23 protein-coding genes are annotated in these 24,433 nt (G+C 25.8%); 19 read left to right on the plus strand and 4 right to left on the minus strand.

Translation table 11 applies throughout. The features are described 5' to 3' along the window. Positions 1 to 13 precede the first annotated feature (13 nt). Positions 14 to 1,201, minus strand: a complete 1,188-nt coding sequence (locus tag I2A66_RS01985) for a pyridoxal phosphate-dependent aminotransferase (RefSeq protein ID WP_147515504.1) — start codon at positions 1,199 to 1,201, stop codon at positions 14 to 16. 249 nt (positions 1,202 to 1,450) lie between these two features. On the opposite strand from I2A66_RS01985, the gene galT reads away from it, so the two are divergent. The 10 genes from galT (at position 1,451) to I2A66_RS02035 (ending at position 11,380) form a co-directional block, all read left to right on the plus strand. After that, a complete protein-coding gene (galT, locus tag I2A66_RS01990) occupies positions 1,451 to 2,401 on the plus strand; it encodes a galactose-1-phosphate uridylyltransferase (protein WP_122639593.1) in 951 nt (316 codons plus the stop codon). A gap of 168 nt (positions 2,402 to 2,569) precedes the next feature. Further along, positions 2,570 to 3,322 (plus strand): exodeoxyribonuclease III, encoded by a 753-nt coding sequence (locus I2A66_RS01995; RefSeq protein ID WP_147515503.1) that lies wholly within the window; start codon positions 2,570 to 2,572, stop codon positions 3,320 to 3,322. A gap of 130 nt (positions 3,323 to 3,452) precedes the next feature. Further along, positions 3,453 to 3,779, plus strand: a complete 327-nt coding sequence (locus I2A66_RS02000) for a hypothetical protein (RefSeq protein ID WP_147515502.1) — start codon at positions 3,453 to 3,455, stop codon at positions 3,777 to 3,779. 143 nt (positions 3,780 to 3,922) lie between these two features. Next, positions 3,923 to 4,633: a M15 family metallopeptidase gene (locus I2A66_RS02005; protein WP_122639590.1), complete on the plus strand. Its 711-nt coding sequence runs from the start codon at positions 3,923 to 3,925 to the stop codon at positions 4,631 to 4,633. 21 nt (positions 4,634 to 4,654) lie between these two features. Beyond that, positions 4,655 to 5,332 carry an NAD(P)/FAD-dependent oxidoreductase gene (locus tag I2A66_RS02010; RefSeq protein WP_122639589.1) on the plus strand — a complete coding sequence of 226 codons (678 nt, stop codon included), beginning with the start codon at positions 4,655 to 4,657 and terminating at the stop codon, positions 5,330 to 5,332. Between the two features lie 137 nt (positions 5,333 to 5,469). Continuing rightward, on the plus strand, positions 5,470 to 6,465 hold the full coding sequence (locus I2A66_RS02015; RefSeq protein WP_147515501.1) for a LacI family DNA-binding transcriptional regulator: 996 nt from the start codon (positions 5,470 to 5,472) through the stop codon (positions 6,463 to 6,465). Between the two features lie 369 nt (positions 6,466 to 6,834). Next, entirely contained in the window at positions 6,835 to 8,220 is a 1,386-nt protein-coding gene (locus I2A66_RS02020) for a PTS transporter subunit EIIC (RefSeq protein ID WP_147515500.1), read from the plus strand. A 198-nt stretch (positions 8,221 to 8,418) separates the two neighbouring features. Then, on the plus strand, positions 8,419 to 9,894 hold the full coding sequence (locus I2A66_RS02025; protein ID WP_122639586.1) for a glycoside hydrolase family 32 protein: 1,476 nt from the start codon (positions 8,419 to 8,421) through the stop codon (positions 9,892 to 9,894). Further along, positions 9,887 to 10,843: a carbohydrate kinase family protein gene (locus tag I2A66_RS02030; protein ID WP_122639585.1), complete on the plus strand. Its 957-nt coding sequence runs from the start codon at positions 9,887 to 9,889 to the stop codon at positions 10,841 to 10,843. The genes I2A66_RS02025 and I2A66_RS02030 overlap by 8 nt, the downstream gene beginning before the upstream one ends. A gap of 21 nt (positions 10,844 to 10,864) precedes the next feature. Beyond that, positions 10,865 to 11,380, plus strand: a complete 516-nt coding sequence (locus I2A66_RS02035; RefSeq protein ID WP_122639584.1) for a PTS sugar transporter subunit IIA — start codon at positions 10,865 to 10,867, stop codon at positions 11,378 to 11,380. 35 nt (positions 11,381 to 11,415) lie between these two features. Here the strand turns inward: I2A66_RS02035 and I2A66_RS02040 are convergent, their stop codons facing one another. Continuing rightward, positions 11,416 to 12,201, minus strand: a complete 786-nt coding sequence (locus tag I2A66_RS02040) for a 3'-5' exonuclease (protein ID WP_122639583.1) — start codon at positions 12,199 to 12,201, stop codon at positions 11,416 to 11,418. 275 nt (positions 12,202 to 12,476) lie between these two features. On the opposite strand from I2A66_RS02040, the gene I2A66_RS02045 reads away from it, so the two are divergent. The 3 genes from I2A66_RS02045 to I2A66_RS02055 all read left to right on the plus strand — a co-directional run bounded on the left by I2A66_RS02045 (position 12,477) and on the right by I2A66_RS02055 (position 16,252). Next, positions 12,477 to 14,375 (plus strand): glutamine synthetase, encoded by a 1,899-nt coding sequence (locus I2A66_RS02045; RefSeq protein ID WP_195250845.1) that lies wholly within the window; start codon positions 12,477 to 12,479, stop codon positions 14,373 to 14,375. A gap of 129 nt (positions 14,376 to 14,504) precedes the next feature. Continuing rightward, positions 14,505 to 15,344: a M23 family metallopeptidase gene (locus I2A66_RS02050; protein ID WP_195250847.1), complete on the plus strand. Its 840-nt coding sequence runs from the start codon at positions 14,505 to 14,507 to the stop codon at positions 15,342 to 15,344. A gap of 296 nt (positions 15,345 to 15,640) precedes the next feature. Then, positions 15,641 to 16,252, plus strand: a complete 612-nt coding sequence (locus I2A66_RS02055; protein ID WP_207734711.1) for a hypothetical protein — start codon at positions 15,641 to 15,643, stop codon at positions 16,250 to 16,252. Positions 16,253 to 16,279: 27 nt separating this feature from the next. On the opposite strand, the gene I2A66_RS02060 is transcribed toward I2A66_RS02055, so the two are convergent. Next, a complete protein-coding gene (locus tag I2A66_RS02060) occupies positions 16,280 to 17,410 on the minus strand; it encodes an MGDG synthase family glycosyltransferase (protein ID WP_147515496.1) in 1,131 nt (376 codons plus the stop codon). A 149-nt stretch (positions 17,411 to 17,559) separates the two neighbouring features. Here I2A66_RS02060 and I2A66_RS02065 point away from each other — a divergent pair, with 149 nt between their 5' ends. From I2A66_RS02065 to I2A66_RS02075, 3 genes are all read left to right on the plus strand, one after another. After that, positions 17,560 to 18,873, plus strand: a complete 1,314-nt coding sequence (locus tag I2A66_RS02065) for a hypothetical protein (protein ID WP_195250849.1) — start codon at positions 17,560 to 17,562, stop codon at positions 18,871 to 18,873. A 55-nt stretch (positions 18,874 to 18,928) separates the two neighbouring features. Then, the gene (locus tag I2A66_RS02070; protein ID WP_122639576.1) at positions 18,929 to 19,960 is read left to right on the plus strand and encodes a M42 family metallopeptidase; all 1,032 of its coding nucleotides are present in this window, start codon (positions 18,929 to 18,931) and stop codon (positions 19,958 to 19,960) included. A 189-nt stretch (positions 19,961 to 20,149) separates the two neighbouring features. Then, positions 20,150 to 20,659: a hypothetical protein gene (locus I2A66_RS02075; protein WP_147515493.1), complete on the plus strand. Its 510-nt coding sequence runs from the start codon at positions 20,150 to 20,152 to the stop codon at positions 20,657 to 20,659. 59 nt (positions 20,660 to 20,718) lie between these two features. Here the strand turns inward: I2A66_RS02075 and I2A66_RS02080 are convergent, their stop codons facing one another. After that, a complete protein-coding gene (locus I2A66_RS02080; RefSeq protein ID WP_122639574.1) occupies positions 20,719 to 21,063 on the minus strand; it encodes a hypothetical protein in 345 nt (114 codons plus the stop codon). Between the two features lie 247 nt (positions 21,064 to 21,310). Here I2A66_RS02080 and I2A66_RS02085 point away from each other — a divergent pair, with 247 nt between their 5' ends. From I2A66_RS02085 to I2A66_RS02095, 3 genes are all read left to right on the plus strand, one after another. Then, positions 21,311 to 22,507, plus strand: a complete 1,197-nt coding sequence (locus I2A66_RS02085) for a hypothetical protein (RefSeq protein WP_195250851.1) — start codon at positions 21,311 to 21,313, stop codon at positions 22,505 to 22,507. Between the two features lie 244 nt (positions 22,508 to 22,751). After that, positions 22,752 to 23,690 (plus strand): metal ABC transporter solute-binding protein, Zn/Mn family, encoded by a 939-nt coding sequence (locus I2A66_RS02090; RefSeq protein ID WP_122639572.1) that lies wholly within the window; start codon positions 22,752 to 22,754, stop codon positions 23,688 to 23,690. A 10-nt stretch (positions 23,691 to 23,700) separates the two neighbouring features. Next, positions 23,701 to 24,423, plus strand: a complete 723-nt coding sequence (locus I2A66_RS02095) for a metal ABC transporter ATP-binding protein (RefSeq protein WP_147515491.1) — start codon at positions 23,701 to 23,703, stop codon at positions 24,421 to 24,423. Positions 24,424 to 24,433: the final 10 nt, after the last annotated feature.

A 24,433-nucleotide genomic window follows, 5' to 3' on the forward strand; every position in this document is an offset into this window, starting at 1 on the left:
TAACTACAGTTTTTTATTTTATATATTCCTCTAATCCTTCTTTTAATATTTGGGCTGCTCTTTTTAAGTCTTTTTCATTTAAAATATATGCAAGACGTATTTCGTTTTTACCTAAGTTTTTAGTTGAATAAAATCCTTCAGCAGGGCATATCATGACTGTTTCGTTATTTCTATTGAACTTACTTAACATCCAAATTGCAAAATCTTCAGCATCTTCTATAGGAAGTTTTGCTAAAATATAAAAGGCTCCATGTGGTTTTTTACAAACTACACCATTTACCTTCATTAATTCATTATATAAAACGTCTCTTCTTTTATTGTACTCATCCTTTATATTATTAAAGTATGATACAGGGGTATTATATAAATCTACAGCACCTATTTGATCAAGGGTTGATACACAAAGTCTACTTTGGCATAGTTTTAATATTTGAGAAATTAAATTTTTATTTTTTGAAGCAATAGAACCTATTCTAGCGCCACAAGCACTATATCTTTTTGAAATACTATCAATTATTATAACTCTATCATTTACTTCATCTATATTCCCAAAACTTGTATATATAGAATCATCATATATAAATTCTCTATAAACTTCATCGGATATTATCCATAAATTATGTTTTAAAGCTATTTCAGATATCATTTTTACTTCATCTTTAGTATAAACTGTTCCAGTTGGATTGCTAGGATTAGTTAGGAGTATTGCCTTGGTATTTGAATTTATCTTTGAAGTTATGTATTCTTTAGACGGAAGCCTAAATCCATCTTCTGCTGTTGTTGTAATAGGTACAATATTAACATTTGCCGCTTGAGTAAATCCTAAATAATTAGTATAAAATGGTTCTGGAGTTAAGATATTATCATTTGGATCACAGACTGCCATTATAGCAAATAGCAAGGCTTCACTTCCACCATTTGTAACTAATATTTCATCTTTATCAAATTTAATATCATAATTTAGATAATAATTTTGAATTGCAGATACTAATTCGGGTATACCTTGAGATGGGCAATATTCTAAAACATCGTTATTGAAGTTTTTAACAGCATAAAAAAAGTCGCTGGGTGTTTTTATATCAGGTTGCCCAATATTTAAGTGATAAACTTTGATACCATTTTTTTTTGCTGCTTCTTCAAAAGGTGATAGCTTTCTAATAGGAGAGGATTGCATAGAGCTAACCCTTTTTGAGTAATTCATAAAAAAACCCCCCTTTAAATAAAATTTTACTTAAGTTTAATAGTAGCAGATATAGATATAAAAATCATTATAAAGTAGATATATGCTAGTATTAGGATAGTGTATAATTTAAATGAAGTTTATAAAAAATTTATATTTAAATTATAGCTTATGAGTAAAGAATAATATTGATAAAATTTATATATTCAAGGTATGTAAAAAATGAATTATAATAAGTTTAATAAGTCATTATAATCAAGAGGTGTGAATATGAGAGAACTTAGAAGAGATCCTATTACTAATGATATAGTTGTACTTGCAAAAAATAGAAATAAAAGACCTATGGATAAAGTCAAATTTCAAAATGATATAGAGACTAAAGAATCATATATAAAAAATTGTCCTTTTTGTAGAGGGAATGAAAAGCATACAGAAAGATCTACATTTGAAATAATAGGAGCAGATGGATGGTTAGTAAGGTCTGTTTATAATAAGTTTCCTATAGTTGAGCCATGCTCAGATGAAATTTATGGGGAACATGAGGTTATGATTGATACAAATAGACATAATGGTAGTTTTTATAATATGAGTGAGAAAGAATTTTTATACTTATTGAAGATGTATAAAAATAGATATATAAGTTTATCTAAAAATATTAAAGTAAGATATGTAAGTATTTTTAAGAACTTTTTGAGAAGAGCAGGAGCATCATTAAATCACCCTCATTCACAAATTATATCTTTATCTATAATACCACCTGAGGTAGAGAATGAAATTAATATATCTAAAAGATATTATGAAAAATATAAAATGTCATTATATCAAAATATTATAGAGGAAGAAATTAAGTATGAAAAAAGAATTATACATGATAATAAAGACTATTTAGTCATGGTTCCTGAGATAAGTAAATATGGTGGCGAGATACGAATTTTATTTAAACAGAATACAAGATTCGAAAATATTAAAGAAAGTGATTTAAATGAATTAGCTATTATTTTCAAAAAATTATTTAGAAATATATATATAGTGCAAGGATATAACCCTTTTAATATATGTATACATACACATCCTATTAATGGAGAAGATCATGATCACTTTTATCCTCATATACATATAATCCCTAGAAAATATAGCTTTGGAGGGTTTGAATTAGCTACGGATGTTTATGTATCATCTATAGATGCAGATAAATTAGCACAAAGTTTGAAGTTTACATAGTAAAAGCTACCTAAATTAAAAATGGTAGCTTATATTATTATATTAAAGGTATGATTATAATAATATAACTTAGGGTATCTTAAATAATATAAATAAAAATACATAAAATGACAAAAGTTAAATTAATATGATAAAATTAAAATCAATTAATAAACTAAGGAGGAACATATGAAATTTATATCGTGGAATGTTAATGGTATCAGAGCTTGTGTAACAAAAGGATTTTTAGACTTCTTTAAAGATGTAGATGCCGATATATTTTGTCTTCAAGAAACTAAGCTTCAAGAAGGTCAAATAGATTTAGAGCTAGAAGGATATTATCAGTACTGGAATTATGCTCAGAAAAAAGGATACTCAGGAACTGCAATATTTACTAAAATAAAGCCTATAAGTGTATCATACGGAATAGATATAGAAGAACATGATAATGAAGGTAGAGTCATAACTTTAGAATTTGAAGATTTTCATTTTGTAACAGTCTACACTCCAAACTCACAAAGTGAATTAAAAAGATTAGATTATAGAATGAAGTGGGAAGATGACTTTAGGGAATATTTATTAAAATTAGATAGTAAAAAGCCTGTAATAATGTGTGGAGATTTAAATGTAGCTCATAAAGAAATAGATTTAAAAAATCCTAAGACTAATAGAAAAAATGCTGGATTTACTGACGAAGAAAGAAACAAATTTACAGACTTCTTAAATTCTGGATTTATAGACACTTATAGATATTTTAATCCAGATAAAACAGATATATATTCTTGGTGGTCTTATAGATTTAAAGCGAGAGAAAAGAATGCAGGTTGGAGAATAGATTATTTCTGTGCATCAAAAAAATTAGAGGACAGATTAGTTAGTGCAGATATACATACAGAAGTACTAGGGTCAGATCATTGCCCGGTAGAATTAGTTATAAAATAAAAAAGGTTTCACTTAAATAAGTGAAATCTTTTTTTTATAGAATAAATTATTAATAACATGAATAATATTTATAGTGATAAGATCATGATCGTGAATAAAGTATGAAAGTATTTTTAAGGGGGATATCAAAATGAACTTATTAGATTTAAGAAGCAAACTAGAAAAGGGTAAAGAATTACAAGGTGAAGTAGTATACATAAAAGAAGATAATCTTATATCGGGAATAGACTCAGTGTATAAAAATCAAGAGGATAAAAGCGTGGTTTTATTAAAGTCTAAAGAAGAGACAATAAAGGTAGATCATCTACTTGAAATATTAAATGAAATATATGCTTTAGTAGGAGATGTAGAAGTTTTTACTTCTGATAGAGAATTAAGTAGAGATATAAGTAAAAAAATACAATCTGTAGAATTTGCACAATATGAATTAGTAAAAATGTTATTTATAAATGTATAATATTGGCGAAAATTCTGTATATATATTGTTATTATACAGAATTTTATGATACACTAAAAAATATGATATTTATATAAAAAGACCTTAGGGTCTTTTTTATATTTTAATATAGACTTTATAAATAATTCAGTTAGGGGAAATATATGAAAAAAGTATTTGGAGTATTATCTATAATAAGTATAGTTTTTATTGGGGCGAATTTTATATCAAATAAAGCTGATTACAGAATTGAAGCTGAAAGTAAATCATCAAAATATATTGATATTTCAAAAAAAGTAAATGATGAAAGTAATGATATAAAAATTACACAGGAATATATAGAAGGTGTACAAGCTTTATTTGTAAATGATATAGTAGTAGTAAATAAAGAGTTTGGACTTCCAAAAGATTATAGAGCACCAAAAGAATTAGAGGTAGAGGCCTTAAATGCAGCTGAAAATATGATAAAAGATGCATTAAAAGAAGGTATTATTATAAATATTAAAAGTGGATATAGGTCTTATAAAACACAAGAAGCATTACATGATTATTATGTAAAGAGAGATGGCAGTAAAGCAGCTAAAAGATACTCTGCAACTCCAGGGCATAGTGAGCATCAAACTGGACTAGCATTTGATTTTACGACTAGTAATACTCGTAAATCGATTGGAACGTGGTTTACAGATACTCAACAAGCAAAATGGTTATATGAAAATGCATATAAGTATGGATTTATAATAAGATATCCACAGGGAAAGGAAGATATTACTGGATATCAGTATGAATCATGGCATTATAGATATGTAGGATATGAACATAGTAAGAACTTTGTAATGAATAACTTAACATTAGAAGAATATTTAGGATTAGACTAAATTTAAGAGGTGATTTATAAAATGAGTGAATATGGAAATTTACAAAAAGTTAAAAATGGAAAAAGAACTTACGCAATAACACCCCATATACCAGGAGGATTTGTACTTCCAGAAACTCTTATAAAAATAGCAGAAGTAGCTAAAAAGTATAATGGTGTATTAAAGATAACTTCGGGTCAGAGAATACTTATAACGAATCTTAGACAAGAGGATTTAAAGGATATTTGGAATGAGTTACAAATGGAGCCGGCAGTAAGGGTACAAAATTCATTAAAAAATGTTGAAATATGCCCAGCAAATTATTGTAAGAGATCAAAATATTCTACTATAGGTATAGGCATGAAAATAAGTAAGAACTTTCATGGTATGGAGTTACCATGCAGAACAAAGATAGGGGTTGCTGGATGTAGAAATGCATGTGCAAGTGTCTATGCAAAAGATATTGGTGTAATTGTAGATATAGATGGTAAATTTTTTGTAACAGTAGGTGGTAGTGCAGGATTTTATCCAAGACCTTCTGATATAGTAACAAAGGGCTTATCAGAAAAAGAAGCGTATAACTTAGTAGAAGTAATACTAAGTTATTATAAAGAAAATGCTAATCCAGGAGAAAAACTTGGAGATTTTATAGATAGAATTAGTATAGAAAAATTTAGAGAATATATACTAAAAATAACTAATTTAAATATAATACTATAAGAAAAGTCTAGTTATAAAAATAGAAAAATTTTATGACTAGACTTTATTTGCATGAAAAATGTTTTCCTTTGAAGAATATAAATACTTTATGTTATAATAAGTGTAAACTATTAACAATGAATTAGGGAGCGATATACATGAATATAATTGATATAGCTAGACTTGCTGGAGTATCAAAATCAACTGTGTCTAGATATTTAAATGATGGATATGTAAGTGAAGAGAGTAGAAAAAAGATACAAGAGGTAATAGATAAAACTGGTTTTGTTCCATCTACATATGGTAAAACATTAAGGACTAAAAAAACTAATTTAATTGGAGTAATATTACCTAAAATAAGTTCAGAGACAATAAGTAAAATAGTTGGTGGTATAAGTGAAGAAATATCAAATGATGATTATAATATTATACTAGGTAATACTGATTTAAATATAGAAAAAGAAATTGAATACTTAAATATATTTAGAAATAAGAATGTAGATGGTGTAATTTTTGTAGCTACTATAATAACAGAAAGACATTTAGAGATAATAAAGCAAATGAAGGTTCCAATAGTTATTGTAGGACAAAATATTGAAGGGTATCCTTGTGTATATCATAGTGATTATGAAGCTGCATATGAAATGACTAATTATTTAATAGAGAATAATCACAAAAAAATAGCATATATAGGAACTAATGATGAAGATATATCTACTGGAATAAATAGAAAGAATGGCTTTATAAATTGTTTAAAAGATAATTCTATAATATGTGATAAAAGTTTAATAAAAAATGCTAATTTTTCTCAACAATATGGATATGAAATGACAAGAGAACTTTTAAAAATCAACAAAGATATTGATGCAATATTCTGTGCAACATATACAATGTCATTAGGAGTATTATCATATTTAAGAGAACATAACATAAAAGTACCAGATGAGATTAGTTTATGTGCAATAGGAGATTCTAAGTTTTCAAATTTAATAACACCAAGTATAACTACTGTACAATACTTTTATAAAGAAAGTGGTATAAAGAGCACAAAGATGCTATTAGACATATTGAGTGGAAGATGTAAAAAAGAAAATTTAGAATCTATTAAGTTAGGATATAATTTTTTAAAAAGGGATAGTGTAAGACATAAATAATATTTATAGATATAAAATTTATGAAAATGTTTACAAAAGTCCTTACTAATTATATAATTTAATTATAATTTAGCCATATAAAATTAGTTATTATTCACAGAACAGAGTATTATAATAAGATATCATAAAGAATTATTTAACAAAATGAATTACTTATAGTAAAAATTTATTATCAACGTTAATATTTAATTATAAATTATTTAGATTGTAAATTATAGTTTTGTTAAATAGGGGATGTAAGATATAATATTAAATCGTAAGGGAACGTTCCCTTATGATTTATATGGGAACGATACCTCAAGTTGTAATTCTATGTTTTAGGCATAAAAACTGATTAAAAAAAATAATAAAAAAAGGAGAGATGTATACATGAACTACAATGCAGTAGCAAAAAGCATTTTAGAAAACATAGGAAATAGTGAAAATATAGAATCTGCAGCTCACTGTGCAACAAGGCTTCGTATAGTACTTAGAAATGAGAGCCTTATAAATAAGGATGCAATTCAAAATATAGATGGAGTTAAAGGCGTATTTATAACAGCTGGACAGCTTCAGATAATATTTGGAACAGGAATTGTAAATAAAGTTTTTGAAGAGTTTGCTAAAATAGCAAATATAAAAGAAGCAACAAAAGAAGAAGTTAAACAAGTTTCTGCGAAAAAAGGTAGTCCATTAAAAAGAGCGATACGTACATTAGGAGATATATTTGTTCCAATATTACCAGCAATAGTTTCTTGTGGATTAATGATGGGAATAGTTGAAGCTTTAAAATTCTTAGCTTCTAGTGGATATGTAGATATAAATACAAGTGGATCACTATTTGTAATGTTAGATTTATTTAGTAGTGCCGCATATAATTTTTTACCAATATTAATTGGATATAGCGCTGCAAAAGTATTTGGTGGAAATGTTTATTTAGGTGCAGTTATAGCTATGATAATGATACATCCAAGCTTACAAAATGCGTGGACAGTAGCAAGTGAAGGTGTACAATCTACTCAATCAGTTTGGTTTGGACTTTACAGTATAGATATGATTGGTTATCAAGGACATGTAATACCAATAATGATAGCTGTATATGTTATGAGTGCAATAGAGAAGAAACTTCATAAAATAGTACCAGAAATGTTAGATTTATTTGTTACGCCATTAGTTACTGTGTTTGTAACAGGTTATTTAACTTTAACTATAATAGGACCAATATTTGTTGTTTTAGAAAATGGAGTTTTAGATGCAGTACAATGGCTAATACAAATACCTTATGGAATTGGTGGATTCATAATGGGTGGAGTATATAGTACAACTGTTGTTGCAGGGCTTCATCATATATACAATATAATAGATTTCGGGCAATTGGCGCAATTTGGGTTTAGCTATTTTGTTCCTATTGCTTGTGCAGCTAACATATCTCAAGGTGGAGCTGCATTAGGGGTTGCTTTAAGAACTAAAAATCCAAAAACTAAAGCATTAGCATTGCCAGCGGCATTAAGTGCATTACTTGGTATAACAGAACCAGCTATATTTGGGGTTAACTTAAGGTATATGAGACCGTTTGTTGCAGCAGCAATAGGTTCAGCATGTGCGTCTTTATATGCAGCTGTAGTAGGATTAGGTGCAACAGGTACTGGTGTAACAGGGATATTTGGAATACTTCTTACTTTACATGCTCCTTTACATTATGCAATATTGTTTGCAATTGCATTTTGTGTATCATTAGTTTTAACTATGATATTTGGTATAAAAGAAGAAGAATAGCATTATAAAAAATCTAAACATAATTATGTTTAGATTTTTTTATTTTAATGAAAAAATGAAATTTAATAAAATATTTTGAAAATGTTTACAATATTAAAGTGGTAATATATAATCAAAAGGTGGGAACGATACCATAAAAATATTACTTAGTTATGAATTTAATTTATATAGAACAATATATTAAAAAGGAGGTTGTATATGAGTATTATAAAAAGAGAACTTTCAAAAGTACTTGAAGTTTACAAGAGTTATGAAAAAACAAAAGTTGATAAAGATGAGTTTAGATTGAAGTTTCATTTAATGCCTCCAATAGGTTGGCTAAATGATCCTAATGGATTATGTCAATTTAAAGGGGAGTATCATATATTTTATCAATATTCACCATTTGAAGTTAAAGGTGGAATAAAGTTATGGGGTCAATATGTATCTAAAGATTTAATAAACTGGGAAGATAGAGGGGCAGTAATTTTTCCTGACACAATTTATGATATTCATGGTGTTTATTCAGGAAGTGCATTTATAGAAGATGATAAAATAAACTTTTTTTATACAGGAAATGTAAAACACTTAGGAAATCATGATTATATATCTTCTGGTAGAGGTCATAATACAATGATGTTTACAAGTGAAGATGGAATAAATTTTAGTGAAAAAAAAGTTTTATTAGAAAATATAGATTATCCACAAAATATGACTTGTCATGTTAGAGACCCTAAAGTATTAAAAAAAGATAATAGTTATTATATGGTATTAGGAGCTAGAGATAATACAGATAAGGGATGTATATTATTATATAAATCAAATAATTTAGAAGATTGGAATTATATAAATACAATAACTACTAAGGAAAAATTTGGATACATGTGGGAGTGCCCAGACTTAATAAAGCTAAAGGATGTTAAGAATGGAAATATCAAATACATGTTATCTATGTCACCACAGGGTATAAGAGAAGATGGATATAAGTATAATAATATATATCAAAGTGGCTATTTCTTAGGTGATATGAATTTTGATAAAGGAGAATTTACCTTTGGAGAATTTGTTGAACTAGATAGAGGTTTTGACTTCTATGCTCCACAAACTTTTGTAGATGAAAAAGGAAGAACTATACTAATAGGATGGATGGGTCTTCCAGATATAGAAAAAGATCACTATACAAATCCAACAGATATAAATGGATGGATGCATGCATTAACTATGCCTAGAGAATTAATTTTTGTAAATAATAAATTACTTCAACTTCCAGTAAAAGAAATTGAAAAGTTAAGAAAAAATAAGATTACAAATTATCTAAATAATATACAAGAATTTAGTGAGTTAAAAGGCGATGTTTATGAACTTGAAGTTAAATTTAATAGTGAAATCGATAACTTTGAATTAAACTTAAAATCAGACTGTAATATAAAATATAATAATGATGAAAAATTAATAAAATTAAGCTTTAAAGAAAGTGGATATGGAAGAAGATTAAGAGCAGTTAAGATTGATAGGCTAGAAAGTTTAAGAATATTTGTAGATAAATCTAGTGTTGAAATATTTGTAAATTACGGAGAAGAAGTATTTACAAGTCGTATGTATTGCAAAGAAAGAAATAATGATATAGAATTTAAGGGTAATTTAAATGATATAAAAATTAATTTATACGAATTGGGAGAATATAAATATGTATAAAATAATGACCATTGGAGAAGCATTAATAGACTTTATACCAAATAAAAAGAATTGTATGCTAAAAGAAGTTACAGAATTTGAAAGGATTGCAGGGGGAGCACCAGCTAATGTTGCAGCTGCAGTTGCAAAACTAGGTGGAAACGCATACTTTGTATCACAATTAGGAATGGATGCTTTTGGAGATCATATAATAGATGTTCTTAATGATGCAAGTGTCAATACAGAATATGTATTAAGAACGAATAAAGCTAATACAGGGCTTGCTTTTGTTTCTTTAAAAGAAGATGGCAATAGAGATTTTTCATTCTATAGAAACCCAAGTGCTGATTTATTACTTGAAGAAAATAATATAGAAGAAGATTGGTTTTTAGATTGTGGAATATTACATTTCTGTTCAGTAGACTTAGTTGAGTCGCCTATGAAGTATGCTCATAAAAAAGCTATAGAACTTGCTAAAAAAAATAAGGCAATAATAAGTTTTGATCCAAATGTAAGGTTACCACTTTGGAAAAATGAAAATGATTGTAAAAATGTAATTCTAGAATTTTTACCTTTATGTAATATAGTTAAAATATCTGATGAAGAATTAGAATTTATAACAGGTATAAAAGATGAAAATAAAGCACTAGAAAACTTATTTGTAGGTAATGTAAAGGTAGTTATATATACAAGAGGAGCTAATGGAGCTCTATTTATAACAAAAAATATGAATATTATAGAAAGTAATGGATTAAAAGTAGATGCAATAGATACTACAGGAGCAGGAGATTCTTTTATAGGGTCATTTTTATATCAATTAGGTAGAGAAAATGTAACTGTAGAAAATATAGATAAATTAGATGAAAAAATAGTAAAAGATATGTTAGATTTTAGTAACAGATATGCTGCAGACACAACTACTAAAAAAGGTGCGATAGCAGCTATGTGTACATTAGAAGAAATAAAATAATAAATACAGAGGAGAATGAAAATGGGATTATTTGATTTTTTTAAAAAGAAAAAAGATGTGGTTGTAGAAGATAAAAACACAGTAGAATTAAAAGGAATAGTATGTCCGACAAATGGAGAAATATTAGATATATCTGAAGTTCCAGATGAAGTATTTTCTCAAAAAATGATGGGGGATGGGTTTGCTGTAAAAACTTCTGATGGAGTTTTTGTTTCACCAATAAGTGGTACAGTAGAAATGGTATTTGATACTAAGCATGCAATAGGATTAAGAAGCAATGATAATGTAGAAATGCTTATACATATGGGAATAGATACAGTTAATTTAAAAGGTCAAGGATTTGAGGTATTTGTAAAAGCAGGAGATAAAGTAAAAGCAGGAGATAAGCTTGCTAAAATGGATGTTAAATATGTTCAAAAAAATGCTAAATCAGATATAACTCCAGTAATATTTACAGCATTAGAAGATGGAAAGTCTTTAAAAGTTATTAAAGGAGATGCTAAAGCTAAAGAAGAAAATAGAATAGAATTAGTTTAGTATAAAGAAAAGGCGAAAATTATTAAAGTTTTCGCCTATCTTTTTTTATAATTTACTTTAGAATCTTTAGCTTCTGTTAAAAATTGATTTGTTTTGCCCATTTTATATGCTAAATCTATTATTTTTTTCTCTTCTTTTGTTAAAGAGCGTTCTAAAATTTTTTCAAATTCACTAAATAATTTATCGTAATTAACTTCTTTTTTTGATTTTCTTTTAGATTGTGATGGCTTTACGGGAGTATAAATGTACACATCTGGAACTATGCTTGGATTATTTATTTTTATGAATACTTGAGCAGTATAATAAGCATCATTTAAAGCATTATGATAAGATTTATCTTGATTTAATCCAAGTATTGAAATTGCATTTTGAAGCCCTATGCTTTTACCAGAAGGATTATTAAAATATTTAGATGCATGTTCTTGTATATTAATATAATTTTTTGGTAAAGACTTTGATGGTAAATCATAATAACTTACATTCCTATATAATTCTTTTAAGTCAGCAGTACCCCAAACACCGAATACAGCTTTCTTAGAAGAAATAAATTTTTTGAACTCTTTAAATACTTGAGGGAAACCTTGAGCATTTTTTACATCATCCTTAGTAATGCTAGTCATTTTTTGTATGAAAGGATGAATATCTTTATATATCTCAGGTTTTACATAAGCATTAAAAGTATCTATCATATTAAAGTTAGAATCCAACTTAATTGCACCTAATTGTATTATCTCAAAAGGACACCTTTCGTTAGATACAGTTTTATTAAGAGATCTATCAAAACCTTGATTAAACTCTAAATCAAATACTATATATTCCATAGCTTTCTCTCCTAAATTTCTTTGCATTTTATTAATAATAAAAAAGTTTTTATATTAATAGTATACCCTATAATAATAAAAATTTGAAATATAACTATCAAAAGAACAACAAATATAACTAGAAAAGTTGTATAATAGATAGATGAAAGAAATGAATAATAAAAATATTGCGAACTTTTAAACTCTAATATATAATATTGTAAAGAATAAAACGAATAAAAATATACAAAATAAAATAAAAAGTAGCATAAGCGCATCTTAAGGGGGAGTTATCAATGAGTAAATTACTACATGTAATAGAAAAAGAAAGATTTGACGCAAATGAATTAAAGTCTTTGCTTAAAGAACACAAACACATAAAATTTGTTTCATTAGTAGGTGTTGATTTGGGAGGAAATGCAACTGATGAAAAAATACCTATGGAACTATTTTTAGATGATATAGAAAGTTTCTTATCATCAGCAGTTCAAACTGATGGATCAAGTGTTGAGCTTTACGAAATAGCAACTTTAAATAATGCTAAAGTTGACTTAATGCCAGATGAAAGTAGTAGATGGTATGTTGATTATAACTTAGAACATATAGATGAAGAAACTAATTTACCAATAGGAACATTAAAAATACCTGCTTTTTTAATACACGATAACAAAAAGGTATGTTCAAGGGGAGTGCTGCAAAAAGCTGAAACTTATTTTAAAGAATCACTTTTAGAAATATTTAATGAATATCCTCATATGATAAACAACATAGGAATTAAAGATGTAAGTGAAATTGATACTATATTATTAACTTCTGCTACTGAATTAGAATTTTGGGTGAATACTCCAGAAGATAAAGCAGATCTAGAAGAATTATCAGTATCTCAAAGTTTAAAAGAACAATATTGGAAAAGAACTCATGGTTTAATAAGAACTTGTTTAGAAAAAACATTAATAACTCTTCAAGCTAAAGGTATATGTCCAGAGATGGCTCATAAAGAAGTTGGAGGAATACAAAGTACTATAAGTATAGATGGTAAAACAAATCATGCTATGGAGCAATTAGAAGTGTCTTGGAAATTTGCATCACCTCTTCAAGCTGCAGATAATGAACTTGTTGTAAGAGAAGTTATAGAAGATATATTTACATCAAATGGTTTAGAGGTAACATTTAAAGCAAAACCAATACATGGTGTAGCAGGCAGTGGAAAACATACTCATGTAGGTGTAAGTGCTAGGTTAAAAGATGGAAGTCTAAAGAATTTATTTGCACCAATAGATATGAAAGATGACTATTTAAGTGAGATTGGATATGGTGCATTAATGGGTATACTTAATAACTATGAAGTATTAAATCCATTTGTAACATCAACAAATGATGCTTTTAATAGATTAGTGCCAGGATTTGAAGCTCCTGTTTGTATAGTTACTTCACTAGGTCATACATATGAAATTCCATCAAGAAATAGATCTGTACTTGTAGGACTAGTAAGAGATGCAGAAAATCCAAAAACATTAAGATTTGAGTTAAGAGCTCCTAATCCATTATCAAATGCTTACTTAGTAATAGCTGGATGTTATCAAACAATGTTACATGGTATAAAGGCTGTAGCAAAAAGTAAACTTACAACTAAAGAATTAGAAAAAGAATTATCAAAAGATATAGGTGAAGAAAGTTTTTACTTAGATAAAAATAGAGCTTATAGAGATGAAAATGATGTATTTGAACACTATACTCAAGAAGAGTTAAATGAAAGATTTTCAGTACCACCAGCTACAGTATATGAAAATGTAAGAAACTTAGAAATATATGAAGAAAAATTAGAAGCATTAAAACAAGGGGATGTATTCACTGATAAAATAATAAATTCATTTAAAGTCGGATCAATAGATAAATGGAAAAAGGAATTAGAATATAGAATAATAAAAACTTATTCAGCAAGAATAAGAAATTATGTAAAATTACATACAAAAGAAAACATGGATGCATTAGATGAAGTTATATGGAATTCAATATCAGATATTAAATTCAATGTAATGAAAGATACATTAACAAGAAAATCTTTATTTACTCAAATAAGAGATGCTATCGAAGGTGAAGACTATGAAACTGCATCAAAATTACAATTAGAATTAAAGAAAAATATGGTTGAAGTAAGAAAACTATATATGCAATATAAAAAGAATATATATTAATTTTATTTAGAAAATGACTACATTAAATTTTGGTTTTAATGTAGTCATTTTTACATTGAATACAATAAAGTGAATAAAACTTACATAATTAGTCTATATTAATATATAGTTGTAAAAGGAGGATAAAAAATGGATGAAAATTTTAAGAAAGTGATATTACATTTATTTGTATCACTATTATTAGTCATGTCCGTTAGTATTAATAAAATGTCTTATGCATTTGGAGAAGAAAATAAGTTAGATATGTTAATAGAGAATAAACAAAAGCAAAGTTATTTAAAGGCTAAAATAGATGAATTAAATAATAGATTAGAATCAAAGAAACAAGAATTGAAAAATGATGGACAAGATGATTTAAATGATGATAATGAATTAGAAATTGTAAAATTGAGTTTTATACAAGAAGATAGTATATCAGATGAAGAAGAAGCGATAAAATCTGATATAAATAATATGGAACAAGAAAAAGAAACTTTAGGTAAACAATTACAAGATGAATTAATTGAAGGCGTACAATTAGAAAAATGTTTAGAAGAAGAAGCAGCAGAGAAATTATCATCAGAAGGTATAGACTTTATAAAAGGAATATGGCCTTTAAAGGAATATAAGGACATAAGCTCAGGGTATGGGTATAGAATACATCCTATAACTAATATAAAAAGCTTTCATAAAGGAATAGATATACCAGCACCACAAGATACTGATATATTAGCAATTGATGATGGTATAGTTAGTTTTTCAGGATATCAAAATGGATATGGAAATGTAGTAAAAATAAATCATTTTGATGGTAAAACAACTATATATGCACATAATAATTATAATATAGTTCAAGAAGGCGATATTGTAAAGCAAGGACAAGTTATTTCAAAAGTTGGTACAACAGGAGACTCTACAGGAAATCATGTTCATTTTGAAGTTAAAATAAAAGGTGAAAATATTAATCCAATAAACGGAGTAACAAAATAGTTAATTAAGAATATAAGGCAAAGTAATAATACTTTTAGCCTTATATTTTTTTATCAAAAATATAATTATAGGGGTGAAATTTTTAGTAATTAAAAGCATATAGATTAATATGAGATAAATTTGATAGATAAAAAGTTCTGACAAGTTAAAGTCAAACTTTTATTTTTATATAAAATAAATGCTAAAAACTAAGTTTAAAATTATTGCTAGAGGAAGTGATAAAAATAAAACGTAAATTATTAATTGATTTTACAATCTATATAGCATCGCCTATAATTTTATATTATATAAGTGGAATGAACAAATTTGGTTCTTACGTTTTTTATTTAATATTAGCAGGAATTTGTTATACTTCATATACAAAATATAGACAGAATAGAGTGAGTGTATCAGGATTAAGTATAATGATAGCAATGACATTATGTATTTATTTTTCAAAATATCACAAATCAGGAATAGAAATATATACTTATATAACTTATTTAATTGGCTTATGTGCTGGGGTTATATTATTATTAAATTTATTTAACAGAAATATTTTTAGTCAAATTTATTCAGATATTTTAAATACAAACTCCAGTAGAAATTTACAAATAAATACTATTATAAGAAAGAGAAAACTAGAGAATGAATTTGATTTTTTGACAAGTACTTTAATACTTCAGCTCCTAGTATCAATATTTATAAGATTTTATTCAATTATAAACTATGGAATTTTAGGTTATAACAATGGATATAGCATTGAAATATTAAGTTTAATAACATTTAGTGGAATAGAATTATACACAATATATAAAATTATTTTAAAAACAGCAGTAGATAAATCAATTTCAAATAAAAGTAGTATTAATGGTAAAAATGAAGGAATAGTTATAAATTTAAATAAATATAAAAAAGTTAATAAATAAAAATAAAAGGTGCTAAATTAGCACCTTTTATTTTTCAATACTTTTATCTTCTATTAATTCACATATATAATTATATATATTTTCAGGATGAATAGTTTTCTTAAAGTCGACTATATTTTCTAACATAAATTTAATTATTGAATTAAACTTATTAGATACTATAGATTCAAAAATTTCTTTAAGATCTTCATCATCATTATAAATGATTCCAATACCTTTATCTACAATAAACTTAGCATTTTCAATCTCTTGACCAACCTTAGGTAATTTTACAATTATAGGTGTCTCTGAGTGAATTGCCTCAAATAAAGTAGCACCACCTGGCTTTGTTAGCATTAAATCATAATCTTTTACTAATTCATGCATATTTGTGACAAAACCAAGAACTTTTACATTACTTAAAGGTTTTTTTTCTGTTAGGTTTTCGTAAAGTTTTTTATTCTTTCCAGCAACAATGGTAACTTCCAATATATCTTTATTAATGCCTACAAAGTTATCTATCCAATGCATAAAGTTCTCATCAAAATCAAATAATCCACGACCACCGCCTAGTAAAAGTAGTCTATATTTTCCAGGTATATATTTCTTTTGAGAAACATTAAAGTTTTTATTTATAGGTACACCTGTAACTTTAATGCTATTAGGTGTAATACCTTTACGTACCAATCTATTTTTTATTTCTTTACTAGGAACAAAATACATATCTGTATTTGGATAAATCCATTCTAAACTATCAACAACATCAGTAATAACTGTAATGCATGGAATAGGATCATGTTTAAGATTAAAGTTATATACACAAGATGCAGCTAAGGGGAATGTAGATATAATTAAATCAGGATTTATATCTAGTATGTACTCTGATAATTTTGGTGTATATATAATATGAGAAATATCATACTTAGGATTAAAAGATTTCTTTAAATAGTAGTAGTAATTATAAAGCTCAGGCATATACTTTGTATTTTTCTCATACATCTTGACCATAGGTTTATTAATTCTAGGTAAGCTAGCATTTATAAAATTCTGTATTACTATATTATAATTATCATCATGTTCATTTATGTAATCTTTAATTGCATTAGCAGCACTTATATGACCTGCACCAAATTGTGCTGTTAAAATTAAAATAGTTTTATTTTTTTTTTCTAAGCTCAATATATCACCTCTATAAAGACCGTATTTATTTATTTATTTTATTTATAGTATTATACCGTATCACATTCAATATAAGCAATGATATAAAATTTATTATTTAAGGAGGATATATAATTTTAAGGTTGAAAAGTTAGTAAGAGGTGATTTTAATGGAAGGAATAGATAAAAATAAAAGTTATGAGAAAGATGAAAATGACTCCTTATATATTTTAAAAATGATTTTTTACTCAATAATTGGAATCATAATTTTTTTCATACCTATAAATATAAATAATCAAACTCAAACTATGTTATATCATATATCTGATTTAATTCAATTAAATTATAGAGAGTTTTTGAAAATATATATAATATTATTTATGATAATAGGTAGTATAAAATCATTTATAGATAATAAAAATAAAATTTATTTTTCTTTTAGAATTTTAAGTGTAATTATATTATTAAATGTATTTTATGGTAATAATTATATATTCTTTCAAAATGATAATACACCATTAATAATAAAGGATGTAGTTTTAAATTTAATAACAGTTTTGCCAATAAGTGCAGTATTTATGCCATTTATATTAGAGTATGGATTATTAGAAATTATTGAATCCTATTTTCATCCTATTATGAAAAAATATTTTAAGATAAGTGGAAAAGCATTAATAATCATATTTATATATTTATTTACAGATTGTTTTTGTGGATATTATATGACTCATTTGATGTACTCTAAAGGAAAGCTTAGATTAAATGAACTATACACACTACTAATAAATTTTTCAACTATGTCATTTTATATGATGAGTTATACATATTCAGAATTGAACTTAAATAGTAAAAGTTTTATCTTAGTATCATTATTAATATTAATAATAAGTAATATGGTTTTATGCAGAATATATCCATTAAGTAAAATAAAGAAATCATATTATGTAAAAACAAATTATAAGGAAAGTATACATAAAAAGGATAAATTTAAAAAGGGAATAAATAAGCATTTAGAAAATAAAGAGAATAGAAATATATTTGAATATATAATAGAAAATTTAGGACATGTATTAAATTTAAATATGAAATTAATATCTAATTTAATAGTAGTGTTTTTTCTAGGTGATTTACTTTTTAATAATAATTCAGTAATAGAATTTCTTAGTCAAATATTTTATCCAATAATAAGTACAGTTAAATTTCCAGATACCTCACTGATTAGCAAATCTATAATAAGAAGCCTTTATAATTCTATATCAACTATAGATTTAATAAACTTTAGCATTTTATATGATACAAGGTTCATAATAGGAATATTTTCTGTTATTATTGGTATATCTTTTACAACAAATTTAACATATATATACAGTGCTAATATAAAAATAGATAAAAAGTATTTTATAATTATGTATTTTGAAAAAGTTGCATTAACTATATTACTATATTCAATAATATATTATTCCTATAGGGGTTACATTATATAGTTGTATGAATATAATAAATTAGGGAAAAGGAAGACTTATAATACATGGAGGTAATATGAACAACAATTTATTATATAGATATATATGTGAAGTTTTAAGTATTCCAAGTCCCAGTGGATATACAAAGCAAATTGAAGAATATATAGTAAATTTTCTTAAATCTTTAGATGTAGAATTTAAAGTTGGAAATAAAGGCAATATATTAGCTACGATAGAAGGAGAAGAAAATAATTTTACTACTACTTTTTCAATTCATGTAGATACCTTAGGAGCAATCGTTAAAGAAATAAAAGAAAATGGACGATTAGGAATAAGTTTAATAGGTGAGTACGTAATTAGCTCTGTAGAAGGTGAAAATTGTATAATTTACACAAGAAATAATAAAAAATATGAAGGAACATTACAAAACATAAAACCGTCTATTCATATATATGGAGAAGATGCTAATAAAGTTGAAAGAACTGTAGAAAACTATGAGATAATAATAGATGAGGAATTATATTGCAAAGAAGATGTAATTAAATTAGGTATAGATGTAGGTGATATAGTATCCTTTGATACAAGAACGAAAATAACAAGTTCGGGATTTATTAAATCAAGATATTTAGACGATAAAGCAGCTTTAGGTGCAGTTTTATATATTATAAATTATATAAAATTAAACAAAATAAGTATAAAAAATACTATAAATTTTTTATTTACAAATTACGAAGAAGTAGGACATGGAGCATCTTCACTTATACCTGAAAATACAAAAAATTTAATTGCAATAGATTTCGGATGCCTTGGTGATAATCAAAATTCTACAGAAGATAGCGTTAGTATCTGTAGCAAAGACTTTAACGGGCCATATGATTATGAGCTTATAAGTTATCTTGTTTATTTATGTAAAGAAAATGATATTAGTTATAGATTAGATATTTATGAAAACTATTGTTCAGATGCAATATCAGCTTTGAGTACCGGGATAGATGCAAAATTTGCTTTGATAGGACCAAGTATATACGCATCACATGGATATGAAAGAACTCATATAAAATCTATTGAAGAGACTATAAAATTAATACTAAAATATATTATAAAATAGGCGTTATTAATACGCCTATTTTATTTACATATAAATAGATTTATTTAATTTTAAATATAACTTGATTATAATAAAATACTATATTTTTAATTAAATTAAAAGACGAAAAAGTTAATATATTGTAAAAAAATAGAAAAAATCATAATGATATGGTATAATGTATAAAAACTAATACAATGAGGGATGCTTATGAATAAATTATTAAAAACTATATTTTTAAGCACTACTATTTTGTTCAATACAGCATGTACAATAAGTGATAGTAATATAAGTGGCATAGATGACTTAGATAAAACTAAAATAGCTAAATTTTCTAGTGAATCAAGTAACTTAATAACTATACCTATCCAGATCGACTTTGATGATCCTTCAAAAATAGTTGAAGTAAAGTGTAGTGAAAATGATAGTATAGAAGAAAAAGTGAATTTAGTATTAGATACAATATCTAAAGAATGCTTTAATAGTCTTCCTATAAAGGGAGAGATTGTCGGAAATAGTGTAGTAGAAATAGAGTTAAATGAGTATGATGAAGAATCAAAAAAAATATCGTGGAAAAGAGATTATTTAAATGAATATACAAAGGATTATACTATAAATATTATAGTACAAAACTTAATACAAGATACTTTAAAGACAGAAACTTATAATATTAAAGATGTTAGAGTATACTATGATGATAGACTAATTACATTAAATTAAATAAAGTAAAATAAAGGGAATGACTCAAAATGTGAGCATTCCTTTTATTTATTAAAAATTTACTTAATAAAGTCATTTAATATTATTTCTTCTTCACTTTCAGTATTAGGAGTACTTATATTATCATCAACATCTATAGAGTCATTAGCTAAATATGTTGCAACAGATAATATACCTATACCAGCAAATAATTTTAATTGTTGTTTTCCTAAATATTTAAATGCGGGAAATAAAACTTTTCTAGCTTTAGGGCTAACTAAAGTTGCAGCAGATAAAACTACACCTGATGCAATTAAAGTAGATAAAACAGGATAATTTGAAACAAACTCTGAAGTACCATTACAGCTTTTACAACAACATTCACTTAAGTCGTCTTTCATATTTTTAAATTGATCAGAAGTCATAAAATCACTCCAATACTTTAAGTTTAGTAAAGCCTTGTTTATAGATTATGTAATAAATCAAATTTTATAATTCATAAAATATGTTAAAGTAAAAAATTAAAAAACAAAAAATACCTTAAATTAGTAGAGAATACACAAAAGATAAATAATTAGTAACCAGTTTAATTTGCTTTCATATAATTATATTAAACAACATAAGTAATACTTATGTCATTTTAAAAATACAGCAAAGGGGTTTTGACATATTATGAGAAAGAAAAAAAAACAATCTTGTTCATGCACTCCTCAAAACAATGCTTGTAATCAAGTTAAACAATGTAAAGTAGCAGACACATGTTCAAGTAATTTATGTAATCCATGTAAAAAACCAGTTAAAAAATACGTAGAAGATTTATGTGGGGATTATGAAATAACATGTGTAGATAAATGTGTTAATTTAGCTAAAAAAGCAGAGGAATTATTTGAAAAAGCATTAGAGTATGATTGCAAAGCTACAGAAACTTATAATCAAGCAAAGGAATGTGAGCAATCTGCTAAAGTATTACAACAAAAAGCTAATAATTTATTACAAAATTCAAGTTGTACTGAAAAAGAAGCAAAAGCAGCAGAGTGCAAAGCTAAAGAATTAATGGAAAAAGCAGAAGAACTTGCTGCTAAAGCTAAATGTTTGTATAAACAGGGGAAAGAAATACAACAGGAAGCTGAAGCTAATTGTGAAAGTGCAAAATGTCTATATGAAAAAGCACAATCTTATAACGAACAAGCTAAAGAATTATATAATCAAGCAATGAAATGTGATGAAAAAGCATTAGAATGCTATAAAAGTGCAGGAGAAAAAATTAAAGAATACGAATCTAAATCTAAAAAATGTGAAGATATGATTAACAAATGTGAAAATAAATTAGATGAATGTGATAAGAAAGTAAAAGACTCAAAATGTATGAAACCGATAGAAAAATGTATGAAACCAGTAGAAAAAGTTAATTATTGTACTTCACCTAAACCAAGTTGTTCTTGTAAATATGAAGAGTATGATTATACATGTAATCCACCTAAGAAAAAAACTTGTGGCTGCAAATCTATGAATAATTGTGAATATAAACCTATGAATAATTGTAATAACATGAATACAACAACTAAATCTAAACAATCAGATATAATGTACGTTGAAGATTGTGACCTTTGTTCAGGTAATTTATGTTCAACTTATGTTAGCCCAATGTATGATATGACACCAATGCAATGTATGGGAAATATGTGTGATAAATATCCATCATTAGATATGCCATATATAAATACCGTTCAAGATATGAATACAATGCAATATATGAACACTATGCCATATATGAATACAATGCAAGATATGAATGATATGTGGATGAATTATTATATGTATATGCAAAATATGTACATGCAAAATATGATGCCTTTTGATGAAATGTAGTAAAAAATTTATATAGTATATAAATAAAAAATAAGGTAAGTTATTATTAAATAGCTTACCTTGTTTTTGTTTTAAATGTAATAAAAATGCACAATATATTAACTTTAATAGTATCACATGAACTGTAAAGGTTAAAAATAAATATTGGTATGGATATATAATTTTTATTAATATATAATATACGTAGTATTAAATAGAATTTTAATAATTAATATATTTGAAATTAAATTCAAGGAGGATATAAATGAAAAAGATATATATATCGATGATGACAATACTAATAAGTATAATGATGATAGGATGTAAAGACAATAAAGTAAGTAAAGAAGATTTAGGTAATAAAGAAGAAAAAGTAAAGGTATATGCAACTATATTTCCACTATATGATTTTGCCAGAAACATAGGAAAAGATAAAATAGATTTAAATTATATAGTACCACCATCAGGTGAGCCACATGACTATGAAATAAGTGCTAAGATGGTTAAAGATATACAAAATTCAAATATACTTATAAAGAATGGACTAGGAGTAGATGCTTTTGCAGATAATATAGCTTCTGAATCAGATAACTTGAAAATAGTAATAGCAAGTGATGGCGTAGAAAAGCTTAAGTATGATGAAGAAGATCATAGTGAAGAAGAAAATGTACATAAACATGGAGAATATGATCCTCATGTGTGGTTAAATATTAATAATGCAATAAAAGAGTGTGAAAACATAAAAAATATGCTTATAGAAGTTGATAATGAAAATAAAGATTATTATGAAGAAAACTACAATAATTATATTAAATCATTAAAAGATTTACAAGACAGCTACGATAGTAACTTAAAGGATGTAAAAGGTAAAAGTTTATTAGTTTCTCATGGTGCATATGGATACTTATGTGAGGAATATGGGTTAAATCAAATTTCTATAACTGGAGTAAGCCCAAATCAAGAACCATCTATAAGTAAAATAACTGAGCTTACTGATTATGCAAAGTCAAATAATATAAAGTATATTTTATTTGACGGACTTGTAAACCCAAAGGTATCTCAGACAATAGCAAGTGAAGCAAAGATAGATACAGCAATTTTATATTCCATAGATGGTATAACTAAAAATGATTTTAATAATAATGAAGATTATATATCATTAATGGAAAAAAATTTAGAGACACTTAAAATGGTTTTAAAGTAGGTAAATAATTATGGTAAATATAATAAATTTTAAGAATGTAAGTTTTGGATATGAAGACAAAACTGTACTAGAAAATGTTAACTTCAATGTAAATCAAGGTGATTATATAGGAATTATAGGTCCAAATGGATCAGGAAAGACAACTTTATTAAAACTTATAATAAACGAGATCAATCCAACTAAAGGAAAAATAAAAATACTTAATAAAGATATTCAAAATTTTAATAATTGGGAAAAGATAGGATATGTAAATCAAAAATCAAATTCATTTACATCATCTTTTCCAGCCACAGTTACAGAAGTTGTAGCAATGGACTTAGCTCCTAAGATAGGTTTATTTAAAAGAATAAAGAAAAAACATTTAGAAGAAGTATATAAGGTCTTAAAACTAGTAGGTATTTATGAGTTTAAAGACAGGTTAATAGGTAGCTTATCAGGAGGACAGCAACAAAAAGTATTTATATGTAGAGCTCTTATGAGACACCCTAAAATATTAATACTTGATGAACCAACAGTTGGTATTGACCTAAATGGTCAAAAGGAGTTTTATGAAATTTTAAAGAAGCTAAATGAAAAATTAAATCTTACTATAGTTATAGTGTCTCATGATTTATTTATAGTAAAAGAAGAAGTAAAGAAAATTGCAGTAATTAAAGATAAAAACATTAAGGTAATAGATAATATAGATGATAATGTAACAAAAAATACATTACTAGACCTTTTTGAAATGTAAAAGGGAGGTA

It is taken from the genome of Romboutsia sp. 1001713B170207_170306_H8 (assembly GCF_015550495.1).
Classification (GTDB): domain Bacteria; phylum Bacillota; class Clostridia; order Peptostreptococcales; family Peptostreptococcaceae; genus Romboutsia_E.

Excerpts from the sequence above, each read along its gene's own strand:
- I2A66_RS02080 (WP_122639574.1), bottom strand. The coding sequence starts at position 21,063 with ATGACTTCTGATCAATTTAAAAATATGAAAGACGACTTAAGTGAATGT.
- I2A66_RS02065 (WP_195250849.1), top strand. The coding sequence starts at position 17,560 with ATGGAAGGAATAGATAAAAATAAAAGTTATGAGAAAGATGAAAATGAC.
- I2A66_RS02055 (WP_207734711.1), top strand. The coding sequence starts at position 15,641 with ATGAACAAATTTGGTTCTTACGTTTTTTATTTAATATTAGCAGGAATT.
- I2A66_RS02035 (WP_122639584.1), top strand. The coding sequence starts at position 10,865 with ATGGGATTATTTGATTTTTTTAAAAAGAAAAAAGATGTGGTTGTAGAA.
- I2A66_RS02040 (WP_122639583.1), bottom strand. The coding sequence starts at position 12,201 with ATGGAATATATAGTATTTGATTTAGAGTTTAATCAAGGTTTTGATAGA.
- I2A66_RS01985 (WP_147515504.1), bottom strand. The coding sequence starts at position 1,201 with ATGAATTACTCAAAAAGGGTTAGCTCTATGCAATCCTCTCCTATTAGA.
- I2A66_RS01995 (WP_147515503.1), top strand. The coding sequence starts at position 2,570 with ATGAAATTTATATCGTGGAATGTTAATGGTATCAGAGCTTGTGTAACA.
- I2A66_RS02095 (WP_147515491.1), top strand. The coding sequence starts at position 23,701 with ATGGTAAATATAATAAATTTTAAGAATGTAAGTTTTGGATATGAAGAC.
- galT (WP_122639593.1), top strand. The coding sequence starts at position 1,451 with ATGAGAGAACTTAGAAGAGATCCTATTACTAATGATATAGTTGTACTT.
- I2A66_RS02005 (WP_122639590.1), top strand. The coding sequence starts at position 3,923 with ATGAAAAAAGTATTTGGAGTATTATCTATAATAAGTATAGTTTTTATT.
- I2A66_RS02010 (WP_122639589.1), top strand. The coding sequence starts at position 4,655 with ATGAGTGAATATGGAAATTTACAAAAAGTTAAAAATGGAAAAAGAACT.
- I2A66_RS02030 (WP_122639585.1), top strand. The coding sequence starts at position 9,887 with ATGTATAAAATAATGACCATTGGAGAAGCATTAATAGACTTTATACCA.
- I2A66_RS02090 (WP_122639572.1), top strand. The coding sequence starts at position 22,752 with ATGAAAAAGATATATATATCGATGATGACAATACTAATAAGTATAATG.
- I2A66_RS02025 (WP_122639586.1), top strand. The coding sequence starts at position 8,419 with ATGAGTATTATAAAAAGAGAACTTTCAAAAGTACTTGAAGTTTACAAG.
- I2A66_RS02045 (WP_195250845.1), top strand. The coding sequence starts at position 12,477 with ATGAGTAAATTACTACATGTAATAGAAAAAGAAAGATTTGACGCAAAT.
- I2A66_RS02085 (WP_195250851.1), top strand. The coding sequence starts at position 21,311 with ATGAGAAAGAAAAAAAAACAATCTTGTTCATGCACTCCTCAAAACAAT.
- I2A66_RS02015 (WP_147515501.1), top strand. The coding sequence starts at position 5,470 with ATGAATATAATTGATATAGCTAGACTTGCTGGAGTATCAAAATCAACT.
- I2A66_RS02075 (WP_147515493.1), top strand. The coding sequence starts at position 20,150 with ATGAATAAATTATTAAAAACTATATTTTTAAGCACTACTATTTTGTTC.
- I2A66_RS02000 (WP_147515502.1), top strand. The coding sequence starts at position 3,453 with ATGAACTTATTAGATTTAAGAAGCAAACTAGAAAAGGGTAAAGAATTA.
- I2A66_RS02070 (WP_122639576.1), top strand. The coding sequence starts at position 18,929 with ATGAACAACAATTTATTATATAGATATATATGTGAAGTTTTAAGTATT.
- I2A66_RS02020 (WP_147515500.1), top strand. The coding sequence starts at position 6,835 with ATGAACTACAATGCAGTAGCAAAAAGCATTTTAGAAAACATAGGAAAT.
- I2A66_RS02050 (WP_195250847.1), top strand. The coding sequence starts at position 14,505 with ATGGATGAAAATTTTAAGAAAGTGATATTACATTTATTTGTATCACTA.